This window comes from Streptomyces sp. NPDC096323 (genome assembly GCF_040302845.1).
In the GTDB taxonomy this organism is placed as follows: domain Bacteria; phylum Actinomycetota; class Actinomycetes; order Streptomycetales; family Streptomycetaceae; genus Streptomyces.
Genome location: NZ_JBEOSI010000010.1, coordinates 45,751 through 64,738, shown reverse-complemented (window position 1 = coordinate 64,738; position 18,988 = coordinate 45,751). Strand labels below are relative to the sequence as shown.

Genomic DNA, 18,988 nt, shown 5'->3' with positions numbered 1-18,988 from the left:
CCCGCGCCGGCGATGCCGGTGCGGGGCCGTTCTTCCGTCCTGTACGCCGGATCAGAAGCCGAGCGCCAGCCGGTGGTAGGCCTGGTTCCACCGGAGGTCGCGCCGGAACTGCCTCGGCGTGGTGCTCTGCTCGATGAGAGCCAGCTCCATCTGCAGCATCTCCGCCAGATCGTCCAGGTGCTCCGAAGTGAGAGCGGTGCTCAGGACGGTGTGGTGCGGTCCTCCGGCCGTGAGCCAGGACTCCGTCGACGTACGCAGGTCGGGGTGCGGACGCCACACGGCACGGGCGACCGGCAGGGCGGGCAGCGGCTCCACCGGGGGCACCACGTCGATGTCGTTGGCGACCAGGCGGAACCGGTCGCCGAGGTCGGCGAGGCCGACGACGACGGCGGGGCCCGGGGCGGCGTCGAACACGAGGCGCACCGGGTCTTCGCGGTTGCCGATGCCGAGCGGGTGGATCTGGCAGCTCGGCGTCTGGGACGCGATGGTCGGGCAGACCTCCAGCATGTGCGCCCCGAGGATGAGTTCGCCGCCCGGCGTGAGGTCGTAGGTGTAGTCCTCCATGAAGGAGGTCCCGCCGGGCAGGCCGTCGGCGGCGACCTTGAGGGCGCGCAGCAGCACCGAGGTCTTCCAGTCGCCCTCGCCGCCGAACCCGTACCCCTGCGCCATCAGGCGCTGGACGGCGAGGCCCGGCAGCTGGCGCAGACCGCCCAGGTCCTCGAAGTTGGTGGTGAAGGCGCCGAATCCGCCCTCCGTGAGGAAGGTCCGCAGTCCGGCCTCGATCCGGGCCGCGTAGCGCAGCGAATCGTGCCGGTCGCCGCCGTTCCTGAGCTCGGGTGCGAGCCGGTAGACGTCCTCGTACTCCTTGACGAGGGTCCTCACCTCGGTCTCGTCGGCCGCGTCGACGTACGCGACCAGGTCGTTGACTCCGTACGTGTTGACGGAGGCGCCCAGGCGGAGCTGGGCTTCGACCTTGTCGCCCTCGGTGACGGCCACATCGCGCATGTTGTCGCCGAAGCGGGCGACCTTGAGGGTGGCGAGCTCGGCGCGCGCCGCCGCGGCACGGGCCCACGTCGCCACGCGCCCGACCGTCACCGGGTCGGTGACATGGCCGGCGACCGTCTTGCGGGCCACACCGAGGCGTGACTGGATGTGCCCGAACTCGCGGTCGCCGTGGGCGGCCTGGTTCAGGTTCATGAAGTCCATGTCGATGGTGGCCCAGGGCAGCGCCACGTTCGCCTGGGTGTGCAGGTGCAGCAGGGGCTTGCGCAGGGCGTCCAGGCCGGCGATCCACATCTTCGCGGGGGAGAAGGTGTGCATCCAGGCGATGAGACCGACGCACCGGTCGTCGCTGTTGGCTTCCAGACAGACGCGCCGGATGGCGGAGGCGTCGGTCAGCACCGGCTTCCAGACGACGCGCGCCGGGAGGCCGGGGGTGCCCGCGAGGACGGCGGCAATCTCCCCCGACTGTTCGGCGACCTGGCGCAGGGTGTCCTCGCCGTACAGGCCCTGGCTTCCGGTGAGGAACCAGATCTCGCGGTCGGAGGAATTCAAGCTGGACACATGGGCTCCTGGGATGACGTGATGACTTCGGTGGAGACGCGCGAGGCGACGGAGGCGGTCAGCCGGCGGTGACGGCTCGGTTGCGGATGTCCCGCAGCCGGTGAAGCAGTTCCCCGCCGCCGAAGTGGTCGTGCAGCGACCGGTACGCGGCGAACAGCTCGTCGTAGGCGTCCGCCCGTGCGGTGTCCGGGGTGTAGACATCGCGCTGCAGGCGTCCCATGGCGGCGGTCGCCGTGCGCACGTCCGGGTGGGCTCCGGCCGCGACCGCGGCGTGGATGGCCGAACCGAGAGCGGGGCCCTGCTGCGAAGCGGCCAGGGAGACCGGGCGGCGGAGCACGTCGGAGTAGATCTGCATGAGCAGTTCGTTCTTGGCCAGGCCGCCGGCGACGATGAACTCGTGCACCGGGACGCCTCCGAGCTCCAGGGCCTCGACGATGATCCTCGTACCGAAGGCCGTGGCTTCCAGCAGTGCCCGGTAGACGTCCTCGGGCCGGGTGGCGAGGGTGAGGCCGACCATGACGCCGGAGAGGTGGTGGTCCACCAGCACGGAGCGGTTGCCGTTCAGCCAGTCCAGCGCCACCAGTCCATGACCGCCGACCGGCTGGCCCGCGGCCTTGCGGGTCAGCAGGGTGTGCAGGTCCTCCCCGCGCTCGGCGGCCTCGTCGAAGTACTCCTGCGGAACGCCCTGGCTCAGAACCCAGGCGAAGATGTCGCCCACGGCGCTCTGTCCCGCCTCGTAGCCGTAGGTTCCCTCGACGATGCCGCCGTCGACGACCCCGCAGATGCCCGGGATGTCCGCGAGGACCGGGGAGTTGATGACATGACAGGTGGAGGTGCCCATGATGGCGAGCAGGCGGCCGTCCTCCACGGCCTGGGCGGCCGCGGCGGTGACGTGGGCGTCGACGTTGCCCGCCGCGACGGCCGTGCCCGCGTTCAGCCCGGTCCAGCGGGCGGCCGTCGCGGTCAGCGACCCGACCCGTGAACCGAGGTCGGACAGCGGGAATTCGAGCCGGGTCCGGGCGAAGTCGGTGAACCCCGGGTGCAGGGCCGTCAGATAGTCCTCAGTGGGGTAGGCGCCGTCCTGATGGATGCCCTTGTAGCCGGCGGTGCAGGCGTTGCGGGACTCCGTGCCGGTGAGCTGCCACACGATCCAGTCGGCCGCCTCGATCCAGCGCGCACAGGCGTCGTAGACCTCGGGGTCCTCCTCCAGCACCTGCAGGGCCTTCGCGAACTGCCACTCGGCGGAGATCTTGCCGCCGTACCGCTTGATCCACTTCTCGCCCCGGGCGTGCGCGAGTTCATTGATCCGGTCGGCCTGTCCCTGGGCCGCGTGGTGCTTCCAGAGCTTCGGCCAGGCGTGGGGCCGGTCGGCGAGCGACGTCTGGGCGAGGGCCGTCCCGTCGGCCAGCGTGGGCAGGACCGTGCAGGCCGTGAAGTCGGTCGCGATGCCGATGACGGATGCCGGATCGACGCCCGCGGCGGCGACGGCCTCCGGTACGGCGTGGCGCAGGACGTCCAGCCAGTCCTGGGGATGCTGGAGGGCCCAGTCCGGAGGCAGCGCGGCGCCCGTGCCGGGGAGGTGCCGGTCGATCACGCCGTGCGTGTAGGCGTGCACCGCCGATGCCAGCTCCTCTCCGTCCCGTACGCGTACGACGACGGCGCGGCCCGACAGAGTGCCGAAGTCCACGCCTACGGTGTACCGCTCGGAGTCGTCCGCGCGTTGAGGGGCTGAGGGGGTGTAGGGGTGGGCTGATGTCACCGGGCCGGCCTTTCGGGAAGTGATGTCGGAGAAGTGGACCGGGGGGCGGGCGCGGAGGCGCGGCGCTGGTGAGCGGGCCGGTCGACTTCCAGCAGTGTGAGCGCTAACAAACGGGGAATCAAGAGGTGCGGGCACTTGAGGTGAGGTGCGCGGTCGCATCCGGGCCGGGCGACGGGCCGCTCGCCCCCTTCCGCCGCCGTGTTCGCGCGCCCCCGGATTCGAGGCCTGGCGCGGCCCGGTGGACCGACGGGTGCCCGACGGTGGACGCGCCGTTCACCGCCCGGGCGGCGGTCGCGGCGAGGGCCCGCGTGACCGCACCGAGCGGATAACGGAAAAATAACGCACACCTGGGGATTGAGAACCAGTGGTGTTAGCGCTCACAATGCAGCGGCGCCCTTCTTCGGAAGGCCGTTCGCTCCTGTCGGACCCCGGCACCGGTTCCCCCGGTGATCGCGGGACCTCCGTGCAGGAAGAGCCTCACCCCGCCGGCCGGATGCTCCCTCATCGTGCCGGGGGCACCCTCCGTGTACTCCGAAAGGACACCCCACCATGGCCCGCATGGCCCGTAGAGCTGTCGTCTTCGCCGGCATCGCCCTCCTCGCGTCCACCACGCTGACCGCCTGTTCCACCGAGAACCCCGAAGCCGGCAGCGACGGGGGCTCCGGTTCGAAGCCCAAGGGCAAGATCGTGCTCGGCTTCGCCCAGGTCGGCGCGGAGAGCGGATGGCGCACCGCCAACACCAAGTCCGTCCAGGAAGCGGCGAAGAAGGCCGGCATCACCCTGAAGTTCTCCGATGCTCAGCAGAAGCAGGAGAACCAGATCAAGGCGATCCGCACCTTCATCCAGCAGAAGGTCGACGTCATCGCCTTCTCGCCGGTCGTGGAGTCCGGCTGGGACACGGTTCTCAAGGAGGCCAAGGACGCGGGCATCCCCGTGATCCTCACCGACCGTGCCGTGGACAGCAAGGACAAGTCGCTCTACAAGACCTTCCTCGGTTCGGACTTCGTCAAGGAGGGCACGTCCGCCGGTCAGTGGCTGACCGACGAGTACGCGAACTCCAAGGACACCGTCAACATCGTCGAGCTCCAGGGCACCACCGGCTCCGCCCCCGCCAACGACCGCAAGGCCGGCTTCGCCGAAGTCATCAAGGGTGACCACAAGTTCAAGATCATCGCCTCGCAGACGGGTGACTTCACCCGCGCCAAGGGCAAGGAGGTCATGCAGGCGTTCCTGAAGTCCCACAAGGACATCGACGTCCTGTACGCCCACAACGACGACATGGCCCTCGGTGCGATCCAGGCGATCGAGGAAGCCGGCAAGCAGCCGGGCAAGGACATCAAGGTCATCTCGGTCGACGGGATCAAGGACGCCTTCGTGGCGATGACCGAGGGCAAGATCAACGTCGTCGTGGAGTGCAACCCGCTGCTCGGTGACCAGCTGATGGAGCTGACCAAGAGCGTCGCCGCCGGAGAGGTCGTCCCGGAGCGCGTGGAGACCGAGGAAGGCGTCTTCCCGCAGGACAAGGCGAAGGCCGCGCTGCCGAGCCGCAAGTACTGACGCCGGCCGCTCGACGCGGGAGGAGGCACGCCCACGTGCCTCCTCCGCCCACTCAGGAAGGAGGGCGGATGACAGCCCCATCCGACCCCCACAACCGGACCGCCGACGAGCGGCGGCCGGTGCTGGAAGCGCAGGACATTCGCAAGGAGTTCCCGGGTGTGCTCGCCCTGGACGGGGTCGGCCTCCGGCTCTTTCCCGGTGAGGTGCACGCCCTCATGGGGGAGAACGGCGCGGGGAAATCCACCCTGATCAAGGTGCTCACCGGCGCTCACCCCGCCGACGGCGGCACCATCCTGGTCGACGGCAGGCCGCACGCGTTCGGTGACCCCCTCCAGGCTCAGCAGGCGGGCATCAGCACCGTCTACCAGGAGGTCAACCTCTGCCAGAACATCTCGGTCGCCGAGAACATCCTCATCGGGCGCGAGCCCCGGCGGTTCGGTCTCATCCACTGGTCCGCGCTGCGCAAGCGGGCCGCGGACCTGCTGAAGGAACTGGACCTCGGCCTGGACGTCACCAGCCCGCTCGGCGCGCACTCCCTGGCCGTGCAGCAGCTGATCGCCATCGTCCGCGCCGTGGACGTGTCGGCCAAGGTCCTCGTCCTGGACGAGCCCACCTCCAGCCTGGACCGCGACGAGGTCGCCGAGCTGTTCACCCTGGTGCGCCGGCTCCGCGACCGCGGTGTGGCCATCCTGTTCGTCACCCACTTCCTGGACCAGGTCTTCGAGATCTGCGACCGCGTGACGGTCCTTCGCAACGGCCGCCTGGAGGGTGAGTACACGATCGGGGAGCTCACCCCCGTCTCCCTCGTACAGCGCATGATCGGCGGAGAGCTCGCCACCCTCGACCAGCTCTCGGACCGTGCCCAGCGCGAGGCGAGCGAGCGATCCGAGGGCGAACCCTTCCTCAGCGCACGGCAGTTGACCCGGACGGGATACATCGAGCCGTACGACCTGGACATCCACCCCGGAGAGGTCATCGGCCTGGCCGGCCTCCTCGGATCGGGCCGCACCGAAGCCGCACGTCTGCTGTTCGGCGCGGACAGTGCGGACTCCGGCGAGGTCCGTGTGGCGGGCGAGGCGGTGTCCCTGCGCACCCCGCGGCACGCCATCGCCCACCGCATCGCCTTCTGCTCGGAGAACCGCAAGGCCGAGGGCCTCGTCGGCGAGCTGACCATCCGCGAGAACATCGTGCTCGCCCTGCAGGCCTCCCGCGGCTGGACCCGGCCGCTCCCGCGCGCCAAGCAGGACGAGCTGACCCGGCACTGGATCGAGGCGCTGGACATCCGTCCCGCGAACCCCGAGGCCCAGGTGCGCCACCTCAGCGGCGGCAACCAGCAGAAGGTCCTGCTGGCACGCTGGCTGCTCACGGACCCCCGCCTCCTGATCCTCGACGAACCCACCCGGGGCATCGACATCGGGGCCAAGGCCGAGATCCAGAAGCTCGTCGCACGACTCGCGGCGGACGGCACCTCGGTGCTGTTCATCTCCGCGGAGCTCGAAGAGGTCCTGCGGCTGAGCCACCGCATCGGCGTGCTCAGGGACCACCGGATGGTCGCCACCCTCACCAACGACGACACCGTCACCCCCGAACGCATACTCGCCACCATCGCCACCGGAGCGAACTCATGAACTCCCAGCCTGCCCGGGTCGCCCCGGTGGGCGGCCTCGGGAAGCGTCTGGCCCGCCACCGGCTGCTGTGGCCGTCGCTCATCCTGCTCGCCCTGCTGCTCGGCAACCTGGCCTTCACCCACGACTTCTTCTCGGTGCGGGTCCGCAACGGCCATCTGTACGGCAGCCTCATCGACATCATGCAGTTCGGCGCCCCGCTCATCCTGGTGGCGCTCGGCATGACGCTCGTCATCGCCACCCGCGGCATCGACCTGTCGGTGGGTTCGACCGTCGCGATCGCGGGAGCGCTGGCCTGCCAGCACATAGCGAGCTCGTCGAGTCCCGGCAGCGTCGGCACCATGCTCACGGCCGTCGTCATCGCCCTGTGCGTGGCCCTGGTCCTCGGCCTCGCCAACGGTCTGCTGGTCTCCCGGCTGGGCGTCCAGCCCATCGTGGCGACCCTGATCCTGATGGTGGCGGGCCGCGGCGTCGCGCAGCTGATCACCGACGGCCAGATCATCACCGTGACCAGCGCCCCGTACAAGATGATCGGCGGCGGCTACTGGCTGATGTTCCCCTTCGCCGTGATCCTGGCGGCCGTCGTGGTGGCGCTCACCTCCCTCGTCACCCGTCGCAGCGCGCTGGGCATGCTGATCGAGGCCGTCGGCGGCAACCCGACGGCCAGCCGCCTGGTCGGCATCCGCGCGGCCGGCCTGCTGACCCTCGTCTACGTGTTCAGCGCGGTGTGCGCCACCGTCGCCGGACTGATGATCAGCTCCAACGTCTCCAGCGCCGACGGCAACAACGCCGGACTCTGGATCGAGCTCGACGCGATCCTCGCGGTCGTCATCGGAGGCACCGCCCTGACCGGCGGACGCTTCTCCCTGGGCGGCACCGTCCTGGGCGCGCTCATCATCCAGACGCTCTCGACGACGGTCTACACCCTCGGGGTGCCGCCGGAGACCACGCTCGTCTTCAAGGCCGTGGTCGTCATCGTGGTCTGCCTCGTGCAGTCCCCGGTCTTCCGGGCCAAGGCGCTGCAGCGGCGCAGAACCACCCCACCCCGCCCCACCACCACGGCGGGCGAGGCTCCGCTGAAGCAGGAGGCCCGCGCATGAGCACCGGCATCGCGAACACCGCCGCGACCCTCGCGCGGCCCTTCCGGGCGGCGTCGCCGCACAGCCGCACCCGTATCCCCCTGATGGTCACCGCCGTCCTGCTGGTGGCCATGTTCACCGTAGGATCGGTGCGCTACGAGGGCTTCTTCTCCACCCAGGTGCTGCTGAACCTCCTCATCGACAACGGCTTCCTCCTCGTCGTCGCCGTCGGCGTCACCTTCGTCATCCTCACGGGCGGCATCGACCTGTCGGTCGGCTCCATGGTGGCCCTGTCCACCATGCTCACCGCATGGCTGGTGGAACAGCACAACTGGCCGCTCGCCACCGTCATCCCGCTGGTCCTCGTCGTCGGTGGCGCCGGCGGGGCGCTGATGGGCTGGATCATCCACACTTTCGAGATCCAGCCGTTCATCGTGACGCTCGCCGGGATGTTCCTGGCCCGGGGACTCTGCTACTCCATCAGCACCGAGTCCATCTCGATCAACGACCCGACGACGGTCAAGATGGCGCAGACGCGGCTGTACGGCCCCGAGGGCCTCTTCGTCTCCATCTCCGTGGTGATCGCCCTGGTCGCCGTGGCGATCGCCTTCGTCGTCCTGCACCACACCCGGTTCGGCCGGAACGTGTACGCGCTGGGCGGCAACGAGACCTCGGCACGGCTGATGGGCCTCCCGGTGGGAAGGACGAAGATCGCCGTCTACGCGATCAGCGGCCTGTGTTCGGCACTCGGAGGGGTGCTGCTCACCTTCTACATGCTCTCCGGGTACGCGCTGCACGCCATGGGCATGGAACTCGACGCGATCGCGGCCACCGTCATCGGCGGCACCCTGCTGACCGGCGGATCCGGCTTCGTGCTGGGCACCGCTCTGGGCGTCCTGGTGCTCGGCATGATCCAGACCGTCATCAACTTCCAGGGAACGCTGAGTTCCTGGTGGACCCGCATCGTCATCGGGGCCCTCCTGCTGGTCTTCATCGTCCTGCAGCGCGTGATGGGCGGCCGCCGGCCCGTCGGCGAATGACCACGGCCACACGACCGGCATCCGGCACGGACACCGTACGTGTCCGGGCCTCCTGCGCCCGGCGCGGTTTCCGGGCGGCGCGACAGCCAAGGAACACAGAACATGCGACATACACAGAATCCGGCCGCTGACCCGGCCGGGCCCGGGCCGGCCTCGCACCAGCGGACCAGCCCCCCGGTGTGCCTGCCGGACACGGGGACGGGGGAGCGGTGGGTGTTCGGCTTCGCCGGCCAGGCGCGCGCGGAGGTGCACACTCTCGGCGCCCGCCTGCACTCCCTGCTGCTGCCCGACCGGCGGGGTCACTTCGCCGACGTGGTCCTGGGGGCGCGGGACGCGGCCCAGGTCCGGGGACCGGCGGGCTACTTCGGCGCGACGGTGGGCCGCTACGCGAACCGCATCGCCGGCGGCCGGATCGCGGTGGACGGCGCCGTCCACCAGCTGGCCGCACAGTCCACCGGCCACACACTCCATGGCGGACCCGACGGATTCGACCAGCGGCTCTGGAGGTGCGAACCGTTCCACTCCGCCGACCGCACCGGTGTCCATCTCCATCTCCACAGCCCCGACGGCGATCAGGGCTTCCCCGGAGCGCTGAACGTGCGCGTCACCTACACGCTCGACCGCGACGGCGATCTCACCCTGGACTACCACGCCGTGTCCGACGCCCCCACCGTCGTCAACCTCACCAACCACGCGTACTGGAACCTGGAGGGGGAGGGGCGCGGCAATGTGCTCGCCCACCAGCTGCAGGTCGACGCGTCGCTCTACACGCCGGTCGACGCCGAACTCATCCCGCGGGGCGAACACCGGTCCGTCGGCGATTCCCCGTTCGACCTGCGCAGTCCGCGGCGCCTGTCGGATGTCCTCACGCACCCGGACCCGCAACTCGCCGTAGCCGGCGGAGGGTTCGACCACAACTGGGTGCTGGACGGCGGCTGGCCGGAGCTGCCGCGAAGAGCGGCCGTTCTCTACGCCCCCGATTCGGGCCGGCGCCTCGAAGTGCACACCACCGAGCCGGGCATCCAGGTCTACACGGGGAACGGCTTCTCCGGCGAGGTCACCGGCAAGAGCGGGCGCGCCTACGGTGCCTACGCCGGCGTGGCCCTGGAGACGCAGCACTTCCCCGACTCCCCGAACCGCGCGGACTTTCCCTCCGTCCGCCTGCGTCCGGGCACGGCGTACCGGTCCACCACCATCCTGAGGTTCAGCACCGACTGAGCCCTCGTCTCCCCGAAGCCGACCGGTCCCGCTGTCGCGGGGCCGGCTCTTCGGCATGGCCGGGGAGGCGCGGGCCGGGAGGAGTCCGGAACATGAAGACCCACACGCCTCGCAACGACCACCGTGCCTGCAGCCCGGCGGCCGACGGGCCCCTCGGACAGGACGGGGGCGGCCGATGAGCACCGCGGTGCTGGTCACCCGGCCGGGAGTCCATGAACTCGTCACCCTGCGGCCCGTCGGCCCGGGTCCGGACGAGGCGCTGGTCCGCGTCCACAGCAACGGCCTCTGCGGCAGTGACGCGGACGTCCTGAGCGGCGCACGGCCGGACGGGTACGTGAGGTATCCGCTCACGCCGGGCCACGAGTGGTCGGGCGTCGTGGAGCGGGTCGGTGCGGGGGTGAGCGGCGGGCTGGTCGGCCGGAAGGTGGTCGGCGAGGGAGTCCGGGGCTGCGAGGTCTGCGAGCGATGCCGTACGGGCGAGAACACCCTGTGCCTCTCGGGATACGAGGAGACCGGCTTCACCCGGCCGGGAGGCATGGCGCAGAACCTGGTGGTTCCGGCGCGGTCCCTGTACGTGCTCCCCGACGAGGCCGACCTGGCGGCCGCCGCCCTGCTGGAGCCCGCCGCCTGCGCGATGGCGGCTGTCCTCGCGGCGAGGGCACGCCCCGACGAGAGCGTGGCGGTGCTCGGGGACGGCGTTCCCGGCCTGCTGGTCGCTCAGCTCCTGGCCGCATCGGGCGCGCGCGGGGTGACGGTGGCGGGGTCGGGCGGCGGCGGCCGCGAGGAGCTGGCCCTGGCGCAGGGGGCGGCCGGTTATGTCGCCCCCGGCGAGGCCCTGCCCAGCCGGTGCGACGTCGTCATCCACACCGCCGGCGCCCCCCGGACCGCGGCCCGGCCGGCCGGCCTGCTCGGCAGCGGCGGCCGGCTGGTCTGCACGAACCCGGCACTGGACCCGCTGGATCCCCGGGAGATCGTGAAGCGGCAACTGACCGTCCACTCCGTGTCCGGAGCGCCGTCGAGGGCGTGGGCGCTCGCCGTGGGCGCCTTCGTGTCCGGCAGGATCACGCCCGGCCGCCTGATCACGCACACCTTCACTCTGGAGGCCTACGGCCGGGCGGTCGAGCTCCTGAAGGCGGACGACCCGGCCGTGGGCAAGGTCCTGCTCCGGCCGACGGGTGCCTGACAGCAGGTCGGTCGCGGGCATGGCTCCAGGGAGGCGGCCACGCCCGAGGGGTCAGCCCGGGCGCCGGCGCGCGGTGCTCGCGCGGACGATGAGTTCGGGGGCGACCGTCAGCTGCCGCGGCTCGTCGGCGCGGCCCTCGATGAGGTCCAGGAGCAGCGCGATGCTGGTCTGGCCGAGCTTGGTGAAGTCCTGGCGGATCGTGGTGAGCGGCGGTGGGAAGAACTCCGCCTCCGGAATGTCGTCGAAGCCGGCGACCGCCACGTCCTCGGGCGTCCGCACACCGACCTCGCGAAAGGCCCGCAGCACCCCGAGCGCCATCTGGTCGTTGGCGACGAACACGGCCGTGAGGCCGGAGCCCCGGCCGGAGGACGCCAGGACGCGGCCCGCCAGCTGCTGACCCGCCTGGTACCCGGACATCGGGCTCCAGTCACCCCGCACCGGGGGAGGCACCTCGGCCCCCGCCTCGCGCAGAGAACTCTCCCAACCGGCGACGCGGGCCTCGCTCTCCAGCCAGTTCTCGGGTCCGGCGACGTGCCACACGGTGGAGTGCCCGGCGGCGAGGAGGTGTTCCGTGATCATGCGGGCCCCGAGATTCTGGTCCAGGGAGACTCCGGGGAGGCCGAGCGTGTCACCGCCTTCGACGGTGACGATCGGGCACGGGGCGTCGAGGGCCGCGAGCGCTCTGACCGTGTCGCGCTGCGAGGTGACGACGATGACGCCCTCGACGCCCCAGGTGGCGAGATGCTGCATCGCTTCGGAGAGCGCCGCATGGGTGGGCGTCCGCAGGGTGACGGCCGACACCAGATAGCCGCGGTCCCGTGCCGCCTCCTGGACGCCGGTCAGGGTGCTCGCCGGCCCGTGGAACGTGGTGTTCGCCGCGATGACGCCCAGCGTGTGGGTGCGCCGGGTCGCGAGGGCGCGCGCGGCGGAGTTGCGCCGGTAGCCGAGCCGCTCGACGACCTCCATCACGGCGGCCCGGGTCGCGGGACTCACATTGGGGTGCTGACTGAGGACGCGCGAGACGGTCTGGTGCGAGACGCCTGCCGCGCGCGCCACGTCCGTCATGGTGGGAGCTCTCACGGCATCGGGGACCTGGGACAACCCTTTTCCTTCCTGGGAGCAGCGGTTCCCCCAAGGTACCGCTCCGCCCCGGGCGCGCCCGGGGCGACCACGAGGTGAGGCTTTTGGGGTAGCTCGGCGCGGTTGCGCTCACATTTTTCCTGTGCACCCCTGCGGGATCGCCGACAAAAACCTCGCCAGGGGCTTGAGCGTGAGCCATGTTAGCGCTCACAATTCGATGAGCGATAGCTGTGCCGCGTGAGTTCCTCGCGCGGGGTCCGGGCCGGCAGTTCCCGTTCCGGCTCAGAATTGTCCTTTGCGTCCATGAATGGATGCCTTGTGCGGAAAAATGGTGAGAGCGTAGTGAGCGATACGAGCCTCAAGAGCCTTCGGCGAGAGGTGCTGGCCGCCAATCTGCGCATCCCGGAGGCCGGCCTGGCCACGCTCACCTGGGGAAACGTGAGCGGGGTGGACCGGGAGGCGGGCGTCTTCGTCATCAAGCCCTCCGGGGTCTCCTACGCCGACCTCACCGAGGAGGATCTGGTCGTGGTGGCCCTCGACGACGGGCGTGTGGTCGAGGGGGCGCTCCGGCCGTCCACCGACACGGAGACCCACCGCTGCCTCTACCGGGCCTTCCCCTCCGTGGGCGGCGTCACCCACACCCACTCGGCCCACGCGGTCGCCTTCGCCCAGGCCCGCTGTGCCATCCCGGTGCTGGGCACGACGCACGCGGACACCTTCAACGGCCCCGTCCCGGTGACGGAGGACCTCACCGCCGAGCAGTGCGCGCGGGACTACGAGTACAACACCGGCCAGGTGATCGTGGCCATGCTGGAAGACGACCCGTCGCGGGCCGAGAGCGTGCCCGGGGCGCTCGTCTCCCGGCACGGGCCCTTCACCTGGGGAGCCACCGCGACCGCCTCCCTGGAGAACGCCATCATCTGCGAGGCGGTCGCGGAGATGGCGCTGCACACCCTGGCCCTCCGGTCGGCTGCCCTCGGGGACGCCTCGGCGCCTCCGCAGCACCTCCTGGACCGGCACTTCACCAGGAAGCACGGGCCGGACGCCTACTACGGCAACGGTGCGGTCGCCGGGGCGCACTGACCGGGAAAGCAGCCGCACACCGGAAGCAGCCGCACACCCGGAGCAGCCGCACGCCTCCCCTTCCTCCCGCCCACCGGCGCTCCACGGCGCCACGACCCTCGGAGTACCCATGCACCGCAGAAGCAGATCCCGTCTGCAGCTAGCCCTGACGGCCACCGCGGTCCTCGCGGCCACCGCCGTCGTGCCCACTCCGGCCCTCGCGGAGACGCCGGTCGCGGAGGCACCGGTCACCGACTACGCCCTCACCGTGGACCCCGCCAAGCAGGGGCCCGCGATCGACGACACCATGTACGGGATCTTCTTTGAGGACATCAACCGCGCCGCGGACGGTGGCCTGTACGCCGAACTCGTACAGAACAGGTCCTTCGAGTACTCCACTACGGACAACCGGTCCTACACCCCGCTGACCTCATGGGCCGTCGAAGGGTCCGCCGAGGTGGTGAACGACGACGGCCGCCTCAACGCGAACAACCGTAACTACGCCGAGCTGGCGCCCGGTTCGACGCTCACCAACTCCGGCTACAACACCGGCTTGTCGCTGCGGGCGGGTGAGACGTACGACTTCTCGGTCTGGGCCCGGGCGGACGCCCGCACCGACCTCACCGTCACGCTCAAGGACGCGGGCGGCGCGCTGGCCACGGCCCGGCAGAAGGCCGTGAAGGGAGGGTGGAAGCAGTACCGCGTCAGCTTCACCGCGACCCGCACGAGCACCAGCGGCAGGCTCGCCGTCGCCTCCTCCGGCGTGGTGGCCCTCGACATGGTGTCGCTGTTCCCGCGCGACACCTACAAGCACCAGAGCAACGGTCTGCGGAAGGACCTCGCCCAGAAGATCGCCGAACTGCGCCCCGGCTTCCTGCGCTTCCCCGGCGGCTGCCTGGTCAACACCGGGTCGATGGACGACTACAGCGAGAAGTCCGGCTGGCAGCGTGCCCGCTCCTACCAGTGGAAGGACACCATCGGGCCGGTCGAGCAGCGTGCCACCAACGCCAACTTCTGGGGATACAACCAGAGTTACGGCCTCGGCTACTACGAGTACTTCCGCTATGCGCAGGACGTCGGAGCGATGCCCCTGCCGGTCGTGCCCGCCCTGGTCACCGGCTGCGGGCAGGACCGTGCCGTCGTCGACGACGCCCTGCTCAAGCGCCACATCCAGGACACCCTGGACCTCATCGAGTTCGCCAACGGACCCGTGACGTCCACCTGGGGCCGCAAGCGCGCCGCGATGGGCCACCCGAAGCCGTTCCACCTCACCCACATCGAGGTCGGCAACGAGGAGAACCTGCCCCGGGAGTTCTTCGAGCGCTTCACTCAGTTCCGTACGGCCATCGAGGCCAAGTACCCCGGCGTCACCGTGATCTCCAACTCCGGACCGGCCGCCGCAGGCACCACCTTCGACACCGCGTGGCAGCTCAACCGGGACGCCGGCGTGGCCATGGTCGACGAGCACTACTACAACAGCCCGCAGTGGTTCCTGGAGAACAACGACCGCTACGACACGTACGACCGCTCCGGACCCAAGGTCTTCCTCGGGGAGTACGCCTCCCGGGGCAACACCTTCGGCAACGGCCTCGCCGAAGCCGCCTTCATGACCGGTCTGGAACGCAACGCGGACGTGGTCAAGCTCGCCTCCTACGCACCTCTCCTCGCCAACGAGGACTACGTGCAGTGGCAGCCCAACATGATCTGGTTCAACCACCACTCCGCCTGGGGCTCGGCCAACTACGAGGTCCAGAAGCTCTTCATGAACAATGTCGGTGACCGGGTCGTCCCCTCCACGGCCTCCGGCACACCCTCCGTCGCCGGCCCGATCTCCGGCGCCGTGGGCCTGTCCACCTGGGCGACGACCGCCGCCTACGACGACGTACGGGTCACCGCGGCGGACGGCACCCCTCTCCTCGCCGACGACTTCTCCGGTGAGCCCTCGGCGTGGAAGCACACCGGCGGCGGCAGCTGGACCGTGCAGGACGGCCAGTACACCCAGACCGATATCGCCGCCGAGGACACCACGGTCTCCGCCGGCGACCCGGGCTGGCACGACTACGACCTGCACGTGAAGGCCACCAAGAAGGACGGCAAGGAAGGGTTCCTGGTCGCCTTCGGCGTCAAGGACACCGGTAACTACTACTGGTGGAACCTCGGGGGCTGGGGCAACACCGCCCACGCCGTCGAGCGGGCGGACAACGGTGTGAAGTCGACCCTCGTCACCAAGCCCGGCACCATCGAGTCGGGACGCGCCTACGACATCGACGTCAAGGTCCGCGGCCGCCAGGTGACCCTCTACCTGGACGGCAAGGAGTGGGACTCCTTCACCGACGACAAGGTGGCCGAGCCCTTCCGCCAGGTCGTCACCCGGGACCAGAAGACCGGCGATCTGATCGTCAAGGTGGTCAACGCCCAGGCGGCCGATGCGCGCACCAGCGTCGACCTCGGCGGGGCACGGGTCGCCTCCCGGGCGCGGGTCACCACCCTGGCGGCGGCCCCGGCTGCCGTGAACAGTGAGACCGCCACGCCCGTCGCTCCGGTGACGACCACCCTGACCGGGGTGTCGGACAGCTTCACGTACACCTTCCCGGCCAACTCCGTCACGTTCCTGAGAATCCGGGAGAAGTGACGGCCACGGGCCGCAGTCACCGGTACCGGTAACCACCAAACGCCGAGGGGCCGGAGCGTCAGCAGACGCTCCGGCCCCTCGGCCAGTGGCTCACTGGGTGTAGAAGGTGGCGTCCGCCCGGTCGGTCGCCGTGCTGACCACCTGGACCTGCAGCAGGTAGTCGTAGTGACGGATGTAGCGGCCCGGCACGTTGGACGACTCGTACGAGACACCGGCGGAGTCGGCGAGTCCGCCGCGCGCGTTCCAGGAGGCGTCGCCGCGGAACAGGGTGGTCCCGTCGTTCCGCTCCAGCCAGACCTCATAGTTCTTGTGGCGCAGGAAGAAGCCGGGGAAATTGGCCGCCTCCAGGGAGACGGTGCCGCCGCCGGCGAGGCCGGTGACGACCCGGAACTGCGAGTCGGCCAGCGGAGAGACGTCCGGATCGATCCGGCCCCGGGAATCCCGGTGCCGGACGAAGTGGCCGGGGTAGTTGTACGAGGAGAGCCTGACCGGGGTCTGCCCGTCGGCGACCGGGATGCCGAAGTCGGGGGTGCCGTCGGCCTTCCAGTAGATCTTCTGGACGCGGGTGCGCCGGTTGGGATCTGCGAGAGGGTCGCCGGCGATGTTCTCGTAACCGCGGTCGTGGTAGACGAGGATGTCCGACCGGCCGTCCTCGGACACGGTGAACTGGTTGTGCCCGGGGCCGTACTGACTGGTGGCCGCATTGCTCGCGAAGACCGGGCCGGCGCTCTTCGTCCAGGAGGCCGCGCTCAGCAGGTTGGCGGAAGCCGGCGCGGTCAGCATGCCCATGCAGTAATGGGAGTCGGTGGCGCTGGCCGAGAAGGTCATGAACACCTTCCCGTTCCGCTGGATCACGGCCGGGCCCTCGTTGACGGTCTGGCCACCGGCGGTCTCCCACGAGGCGGTCGGCCGGCTGAGCATGACGGGGCTGCCGGTGATGGTCCACGGAGTGGACATCCGCGCGAGGTAGATGTTGGTGCCGGGTCCCACGGCCGGGTCGTTCTGCGCCCAGGCGAGGTAGCGGGTGCCGTTGACGACGAAGGTCGTCGCGTCCAGCGAGAAGGTGTCGAGCGGCAGCGCGATGCGGCCCTTCTCCGTCCAGGCGCCGGTGAGCGGATTGGCGGCGGTGCACTCCAGCACGTACGGCCGGATCTTCCAGATGTCGTTCACGTCACCGGCGGCGAAGTAGATGTACCACTTGCCGTCGATGTGATGGATTTCGGGGGCCCAGATGTGCGCGCCCATCGCCCCGCTGGTGTGCCTCGTCCAGATGGTCGTCTCGGTGGCCGCGGAAAGGCCCTGGATCGTGGTGGCGCGACGCAGCACGATCCGGTCGTACGAGGGAACGGTCGCGGTGAAGTAGTAGAAGCCGTCGGTGTGCTTCCAGATGTGAGGATCGGCCCGCTGCTCGGCGAGGGTGTTCATGTACGTCACTCCGGGTGATGCGGGCACGGCCGCGTGGGCGGTGGAGGCCCAGGCGCCGGTGAGGCCGACGGTGGCCGAGCCGGCGATCATGCCGAGCACGGTGCGACGGTTGAGTTCAGGTCTCATGGACTGCTCTTCCTCTGTCGGTGATTGGGGGTGTCCGGGGTCCGGGGCCTGTCCGGCCCCGGACCCCGGTCCATGGCTCTAGGCGATGGCCCACTGCTGGGCGTTGAGGTTGTTGCAGGTCCACTGCCGGACTTCGGACCCGGCCGTGGTCGCCCAGTTGTAGTTGTCGAGGCACAGACCGCTGTGCCGGTTGACCAGGGTGGAGTAGCCGCCGCCCACGTCGGTCTTCTTCCACTCCTGGACCGCCAGTTCGTTGCAGGTCCACTGGTGGACGACCGAACCGGGCGCGGTCGCGAAGTCCTTGTCGTCCAGGCAGAGGCCGCTGTGGCGGTTGCTGATCCGGTAGTAGCCGTCACCGGTCGGTGTCAGGTCCCACTGCTGGGCGGCAACGCCGTTGCAGGTCCACTGCCGCACCTCCGAGCCCGGCGCGGTCGCCCAGTTGTAGTCGTCGAGGCAGAGAGCGCTGTGGCGGTTGCGGATGGCCACCGGCGCCCCCGGGCCGCCCGTCTCCCCGGAGGGGCCTTGCAGAACGGTCGAGGTCGAGACCGGGACGCCGAGGTTGGGGGTGCCGTCCGCGTTCCAGGAGATCTTCTGCACCCGGGTCGTACGCGTGGTCCCGCAGCCGTCGGACGCCGAGGAGTTCGCGTGGTACGCGATCCAGGTCTCCGTCCCGTCAGGTGAGGAGAAGAACGAGTGGTGGCCGGGGCCGAAGACCCCGTTCGCGTCGCTGCGCTGGAAGACCGGGTTCGCGAACTTCGTCCACGACGCGGCCGCGAGCGGACTGCCGCCGCGGTACTCCAGCATGCCCAGCTTGTAGTTCGGGCCGTTGCAGTGGCTGGCCGAATAGGTCAGGAAGGTGCGGCCGCCCCGCTGCAGAGCGAACGGGCCCTCGTTGACCGCCCCCTCCTGCCGCTCCCACGCCAGCGTCGGAGCGGAGATCCGCGTCCCGAACGCACTGGCCGTGTACGGGTTGGACATGGGGGCGATGTAGAGCGACTGCAGCCCGTCCCCGGGATTGAACGCGGAGAACGTCATGTACAGGGCGCCATTGAGCTTCAGCAGGCTCGCGTCGATCGCCCAGCCGTCGCCCGGCAGCAGGTTGATGACGCCGCGGTCGGTGTACGAGCCCATGGGATCGGACCCGGCGCTCTCCAGGACGTGCGTGCGGCGGGCGGCGCAGCACTGTTCGACGGAGTAGTACAGGTACCAGCGGTCGCCGACCTTCTCCAGGTGCGGCGCCCACATCTGCGTACCGGTGCTGCGGTGGACCAGGTGCTCGGGGGCGCTGCGCAGCCCCGCGATGGTCGACGACTTGCGCATCACGACATCGGAGGACCAGGTGGTCGCGACGTAGTAGTAGAACCCGTTGTCGTACACCAGCGTCGGGTCGGCGCTGTTGGGCTCCCTGACCACGGGGTTGGTGAAGGAGGGACCGGGCGCGGCAGCCTCGGCCTCTTCGGGACCGAACAGATTCATGCCCATGGCGGTGATGAGGGCGAGGACGAGCAGAAGGGCTCGTCTCGCCGCACCTTGCCGTTGTGCGGACAGCACCATGTACTCCTTGAATGGGGGAAAGCGATACGACCGTGGCGGGTGGGCGCGATTACTCGTGTGCGCTACGAGCCCGGTGACCAGCCGC

The 18,988-nt window shown here is 70.1% G+C and carries 13 protein-coding genes; 8 read left to right on the top strand and 5 right to left on the bottom strand.

The annotated features are described in order from the left end of the window. Nucleotides 1-51: 51 nt before the first annotated feature. Both araA and araB read right to left on the bottom strand, forming a co-directional pair. Entirely contained in the window at nucleotides 52-1,563 is a 1,512-nt protein-coding gene (gene araA / locus ABTX18_RS26525) for an L-arabinose isomerase (RefSeq protein WP_352125259.1), read from the bottom strand. Nucleotides 1,564-1,621: 58 nt separating this feature from the next. Continuing rightward, entirely contained in the window at nucleotides 1,622-3,322 is a 1,701-nt protein-coding gene (araB, locus tag ABTX18_RS26520; RefSeq protein WP_352125258.1) for a ribulokinase, read from the bottom strand. A 558-nt stretch (nucleotides 3,323-3,880) separates the two neighbouring features. On the opposite strand from araB, the gene ABTX18_RS26515 reads away from it, so the two are divergent. From ABTX18_RS26515 to ABTX18_RS26490, 6 genes are all read left to right on the top strand, one after another. Then, nucleotides 3,881-4,879 (top strand): ABC transporter substrate-binding protein, encoded by a 999-nt coding sequence (locus tag ABTX18_RS26515; RefSeq protein WP_352125257.1) that lies wholly within the window; start codon nucleotides 3,881-3,883, stop codon nucleotides 4,877-4,879. 68 nt (nucleotides 4,880-4,947) lie between these two features. Next, a complete protein-coding gene (locus tag ABTX18_RS26510) occupies nucleotides 4,948-6,507 on the top strand; it encodes a sugar ABC transporter ATP-binding protein (RefSeq protein ID WP_352125256.1) in 1,560 nt (519 codons plus the stop codon). Next, the gene (locus ABTX18_RS26505) at nucleotides 6,504-7,604 is read left to right on the top strand and encodes an ABC transporter permease (RefSeq protein WP_352125255.1); all 1,101 of its coding nucleotides are present in this window, start codon (nucleotides 6,504-6,506) and stop codon (nucleotides 7,602-7,604) included. The genes ABTX18_RS26510 and ABTX18_RS26505 overlap by 4 nt, the downstream gene beginning before the upstream one ends. Next, nucleotides 7,601-8,623, top strand: coding sequence for a galactofuranose ABC transporter, permease protein YjfF (gene yjfF, locus ABTX18_RS26500; protein ID WP_352125254.1), 1,023 nt, complete (start codon nucleotides 7,601-7,603; stop codon nucleotides 8,621-8,623). Before ABTX18_RS26505 ends, yjfF begins: the two co-directional genes overlap by 4 nt. A 102-nt stretch (nucleotides 8,624-8,725) precedes the next feature. Beyond that, the gene (locus ABTX18_RS26495) at nucleotides 8,726-9,841 is read left to right on the top strand and encodes an aldose epimerase family protein (protein WP_352125253.1); all 1,116 of its coding nucleotides are present in this window, start codon (nucleotides 8,726-8,728) and stop codon (nucleotides 9,839-9,841) included. Nucleotides 9,842-10,016: 175 nt separating this feature from the next. Then, the gene (locus ABTX18_RS26490) at nucleotides 10,017-11,024 is read left to right on the top strand and encodes a zinc-dependent alcohol dehydrogenase (protein WP_352125252.1); all 1,008 of its coding nucleotides are present in this window, start codon (nucleotides 10,017-10,019) and stop codon (nucleotides 11,022-11,024) included. A gap of 51 nt (nucleotides 11,025-11,075) precedes the next feature. Here the strand turns inward: ABTX18_RS26490 and ABTX18_RS26485 are convergent, their stop codons facing one another. Continuing rightward, nucleotides 11,076-12,089, bottom strand: coding sequence for a LacI family DNA-binding transcriptional regulator (locus ABTX18_RS26485; RefSeq protein ID WP_503061219.1), 1,014 nt, complete (start codon nucleotides 12,087-12,089; stop codon nucleotides 11,076-11,078). 318 nt (nucleotides 12,090-12,407) lie between these two features. Between ABTX18_RS26485 and araD the strand changes: the two genes are divergently transcribed. Both araD and ABTX18_RS26475 read left to right on the top strand, forming a co-directional pair. Further along, entirely contained in the window at nucleotides 12,408-13,187 is a 780-nt protein-coding gene (gene araD / locus ABTX18_RS26480) for an L-ribulose-5-phosphate 4-epimerase AraD (protein ID WP_503061211.1), read from the top strand. Nucleotides 13,188-13,296: 109 nt separating this feature from the next. Next, nucleotides 13,297-15,798 carry an alpha-L-arabinofuranosidase family protein gene (locus tag ABTX18_RS26475; RefSeq protein WP_352125249.1) on the top strand — a complete coding sequence of 834 codons (2,502 nt, stop codon included), beginning with the start codon at nucleotides 13,297-13,299 and terminating at the stop codon, nucleotides 15,796-15,798. Between the two features lie 90 nt (nucleotides 15,799-15,888). On the opposite strand, the gene ABTX18_RS26470 is transcribed toward ABTX18_RS26475, so the two are convergent. Together ABTX18_RS26470 and ABTX18_RS26465 are read right to left on the bottom strand one after the other, a co-directional pair. Continuing rightward, nucleotides 15,889-17,313, bottom strand: coding sequence for a family 43 glycosylhydrolase (locus ABTX18_RS26470; protein ID WP_352125556.1), 1,425 nt, complete (start codon nucleotides 17,311-17,313; stop codon nucleotides 15,889-15,891). Nucleotides 17,314-17,427: 114 nt separating this feature from the next. After that, a complete protein-coding gene (locus ABTX18_RS26465) occupies nucleotides 17,428-18,903 on the bottom strand; it encodes a family 43 glycosylhydrolase (protein WP_352125248.1) in 1,476 nt (491 codons plus the stop codon). Between the last annotated feature and the right edge of the window lie 85 nt (nucleotides 18,904-18,988).

Coding starts and splice junctions, on each gene's coding strand:
- ABTX18_RS26475 (WP_352125249.1), top strand. CDS start 13,297: ATGCACCGCAGAAGCAGATCCCGTCTGCAGCTAGCCCTGACGGCCACC.
- ABTX18_RS26505 (WP_352125255.1), top strand. CDS start 6,504: ATGAACTCCCAGCCTGCCCGGGTCGCCCCGGTGGGCGGCCTCGGGAAG.
- araD (WP_503061211.1), top strand. CDS start 12,408: ATGAATGGATGCCTTGTGCGGAAAAATGGTGAGAGCGTAGTGAGCGAT.
- ABTX18_RS26485 (WP_503061219.1), bottom strand. CDS start 12,089: ATGACGGACGTGGCGCGCGCGGCAGGCGTCTCGCACCAGACCGTCTCG.
- ABTX18_RS26510 (WP_352125256.1), top strand. CDS start 4,948: ATGACAGCCCCATCCGACCCCCACAACCGGACCGCCGACGAGCGGCGG.
- ABTX18_RS26495 (WP_352125253.1), top strand. CDS start 8,726: ATGCGACATACACAGAATCCGGCCGCTGACCCGGCCGGGCCCGGGCCG.
- ABTX18_RS26515 (WP_352125257.1), top strand. CDS start 3,881: ATGGCCCGTAGAGCTGTCGTCTTCGCCGGCATCGCCCTCCTCGCGTCC.
- ABTX18_RS26470 (WP_352125556.1), bottom strand. CDS start 17,313: ATGATCGCCGGCTCGGCCACCGTCGGCCTCACCGGCGCCTGGGCCTCC.
- yjfF (WP_352125254.1), top strand. CDS start 7,601: ATGAGCACCGGCATCGCGAACACCGCCGCGACCCTCGCGCGGCCCTTC.
- ABTX18_RS26465 (WP_352125248.1), bottom strand. CDS start 18,903: ATGGTGCTGTCCGCACAACGGCAAGGTGCGGCGAGACGAGCCCTTCTG.
- ABTX18_RS26490 (WP_352125252.1), top strand. CDS start 10,017: ATGAGCACCGCGGTGCTGGTCACCCGGCCGGGAGTCCATGAACTCGTC.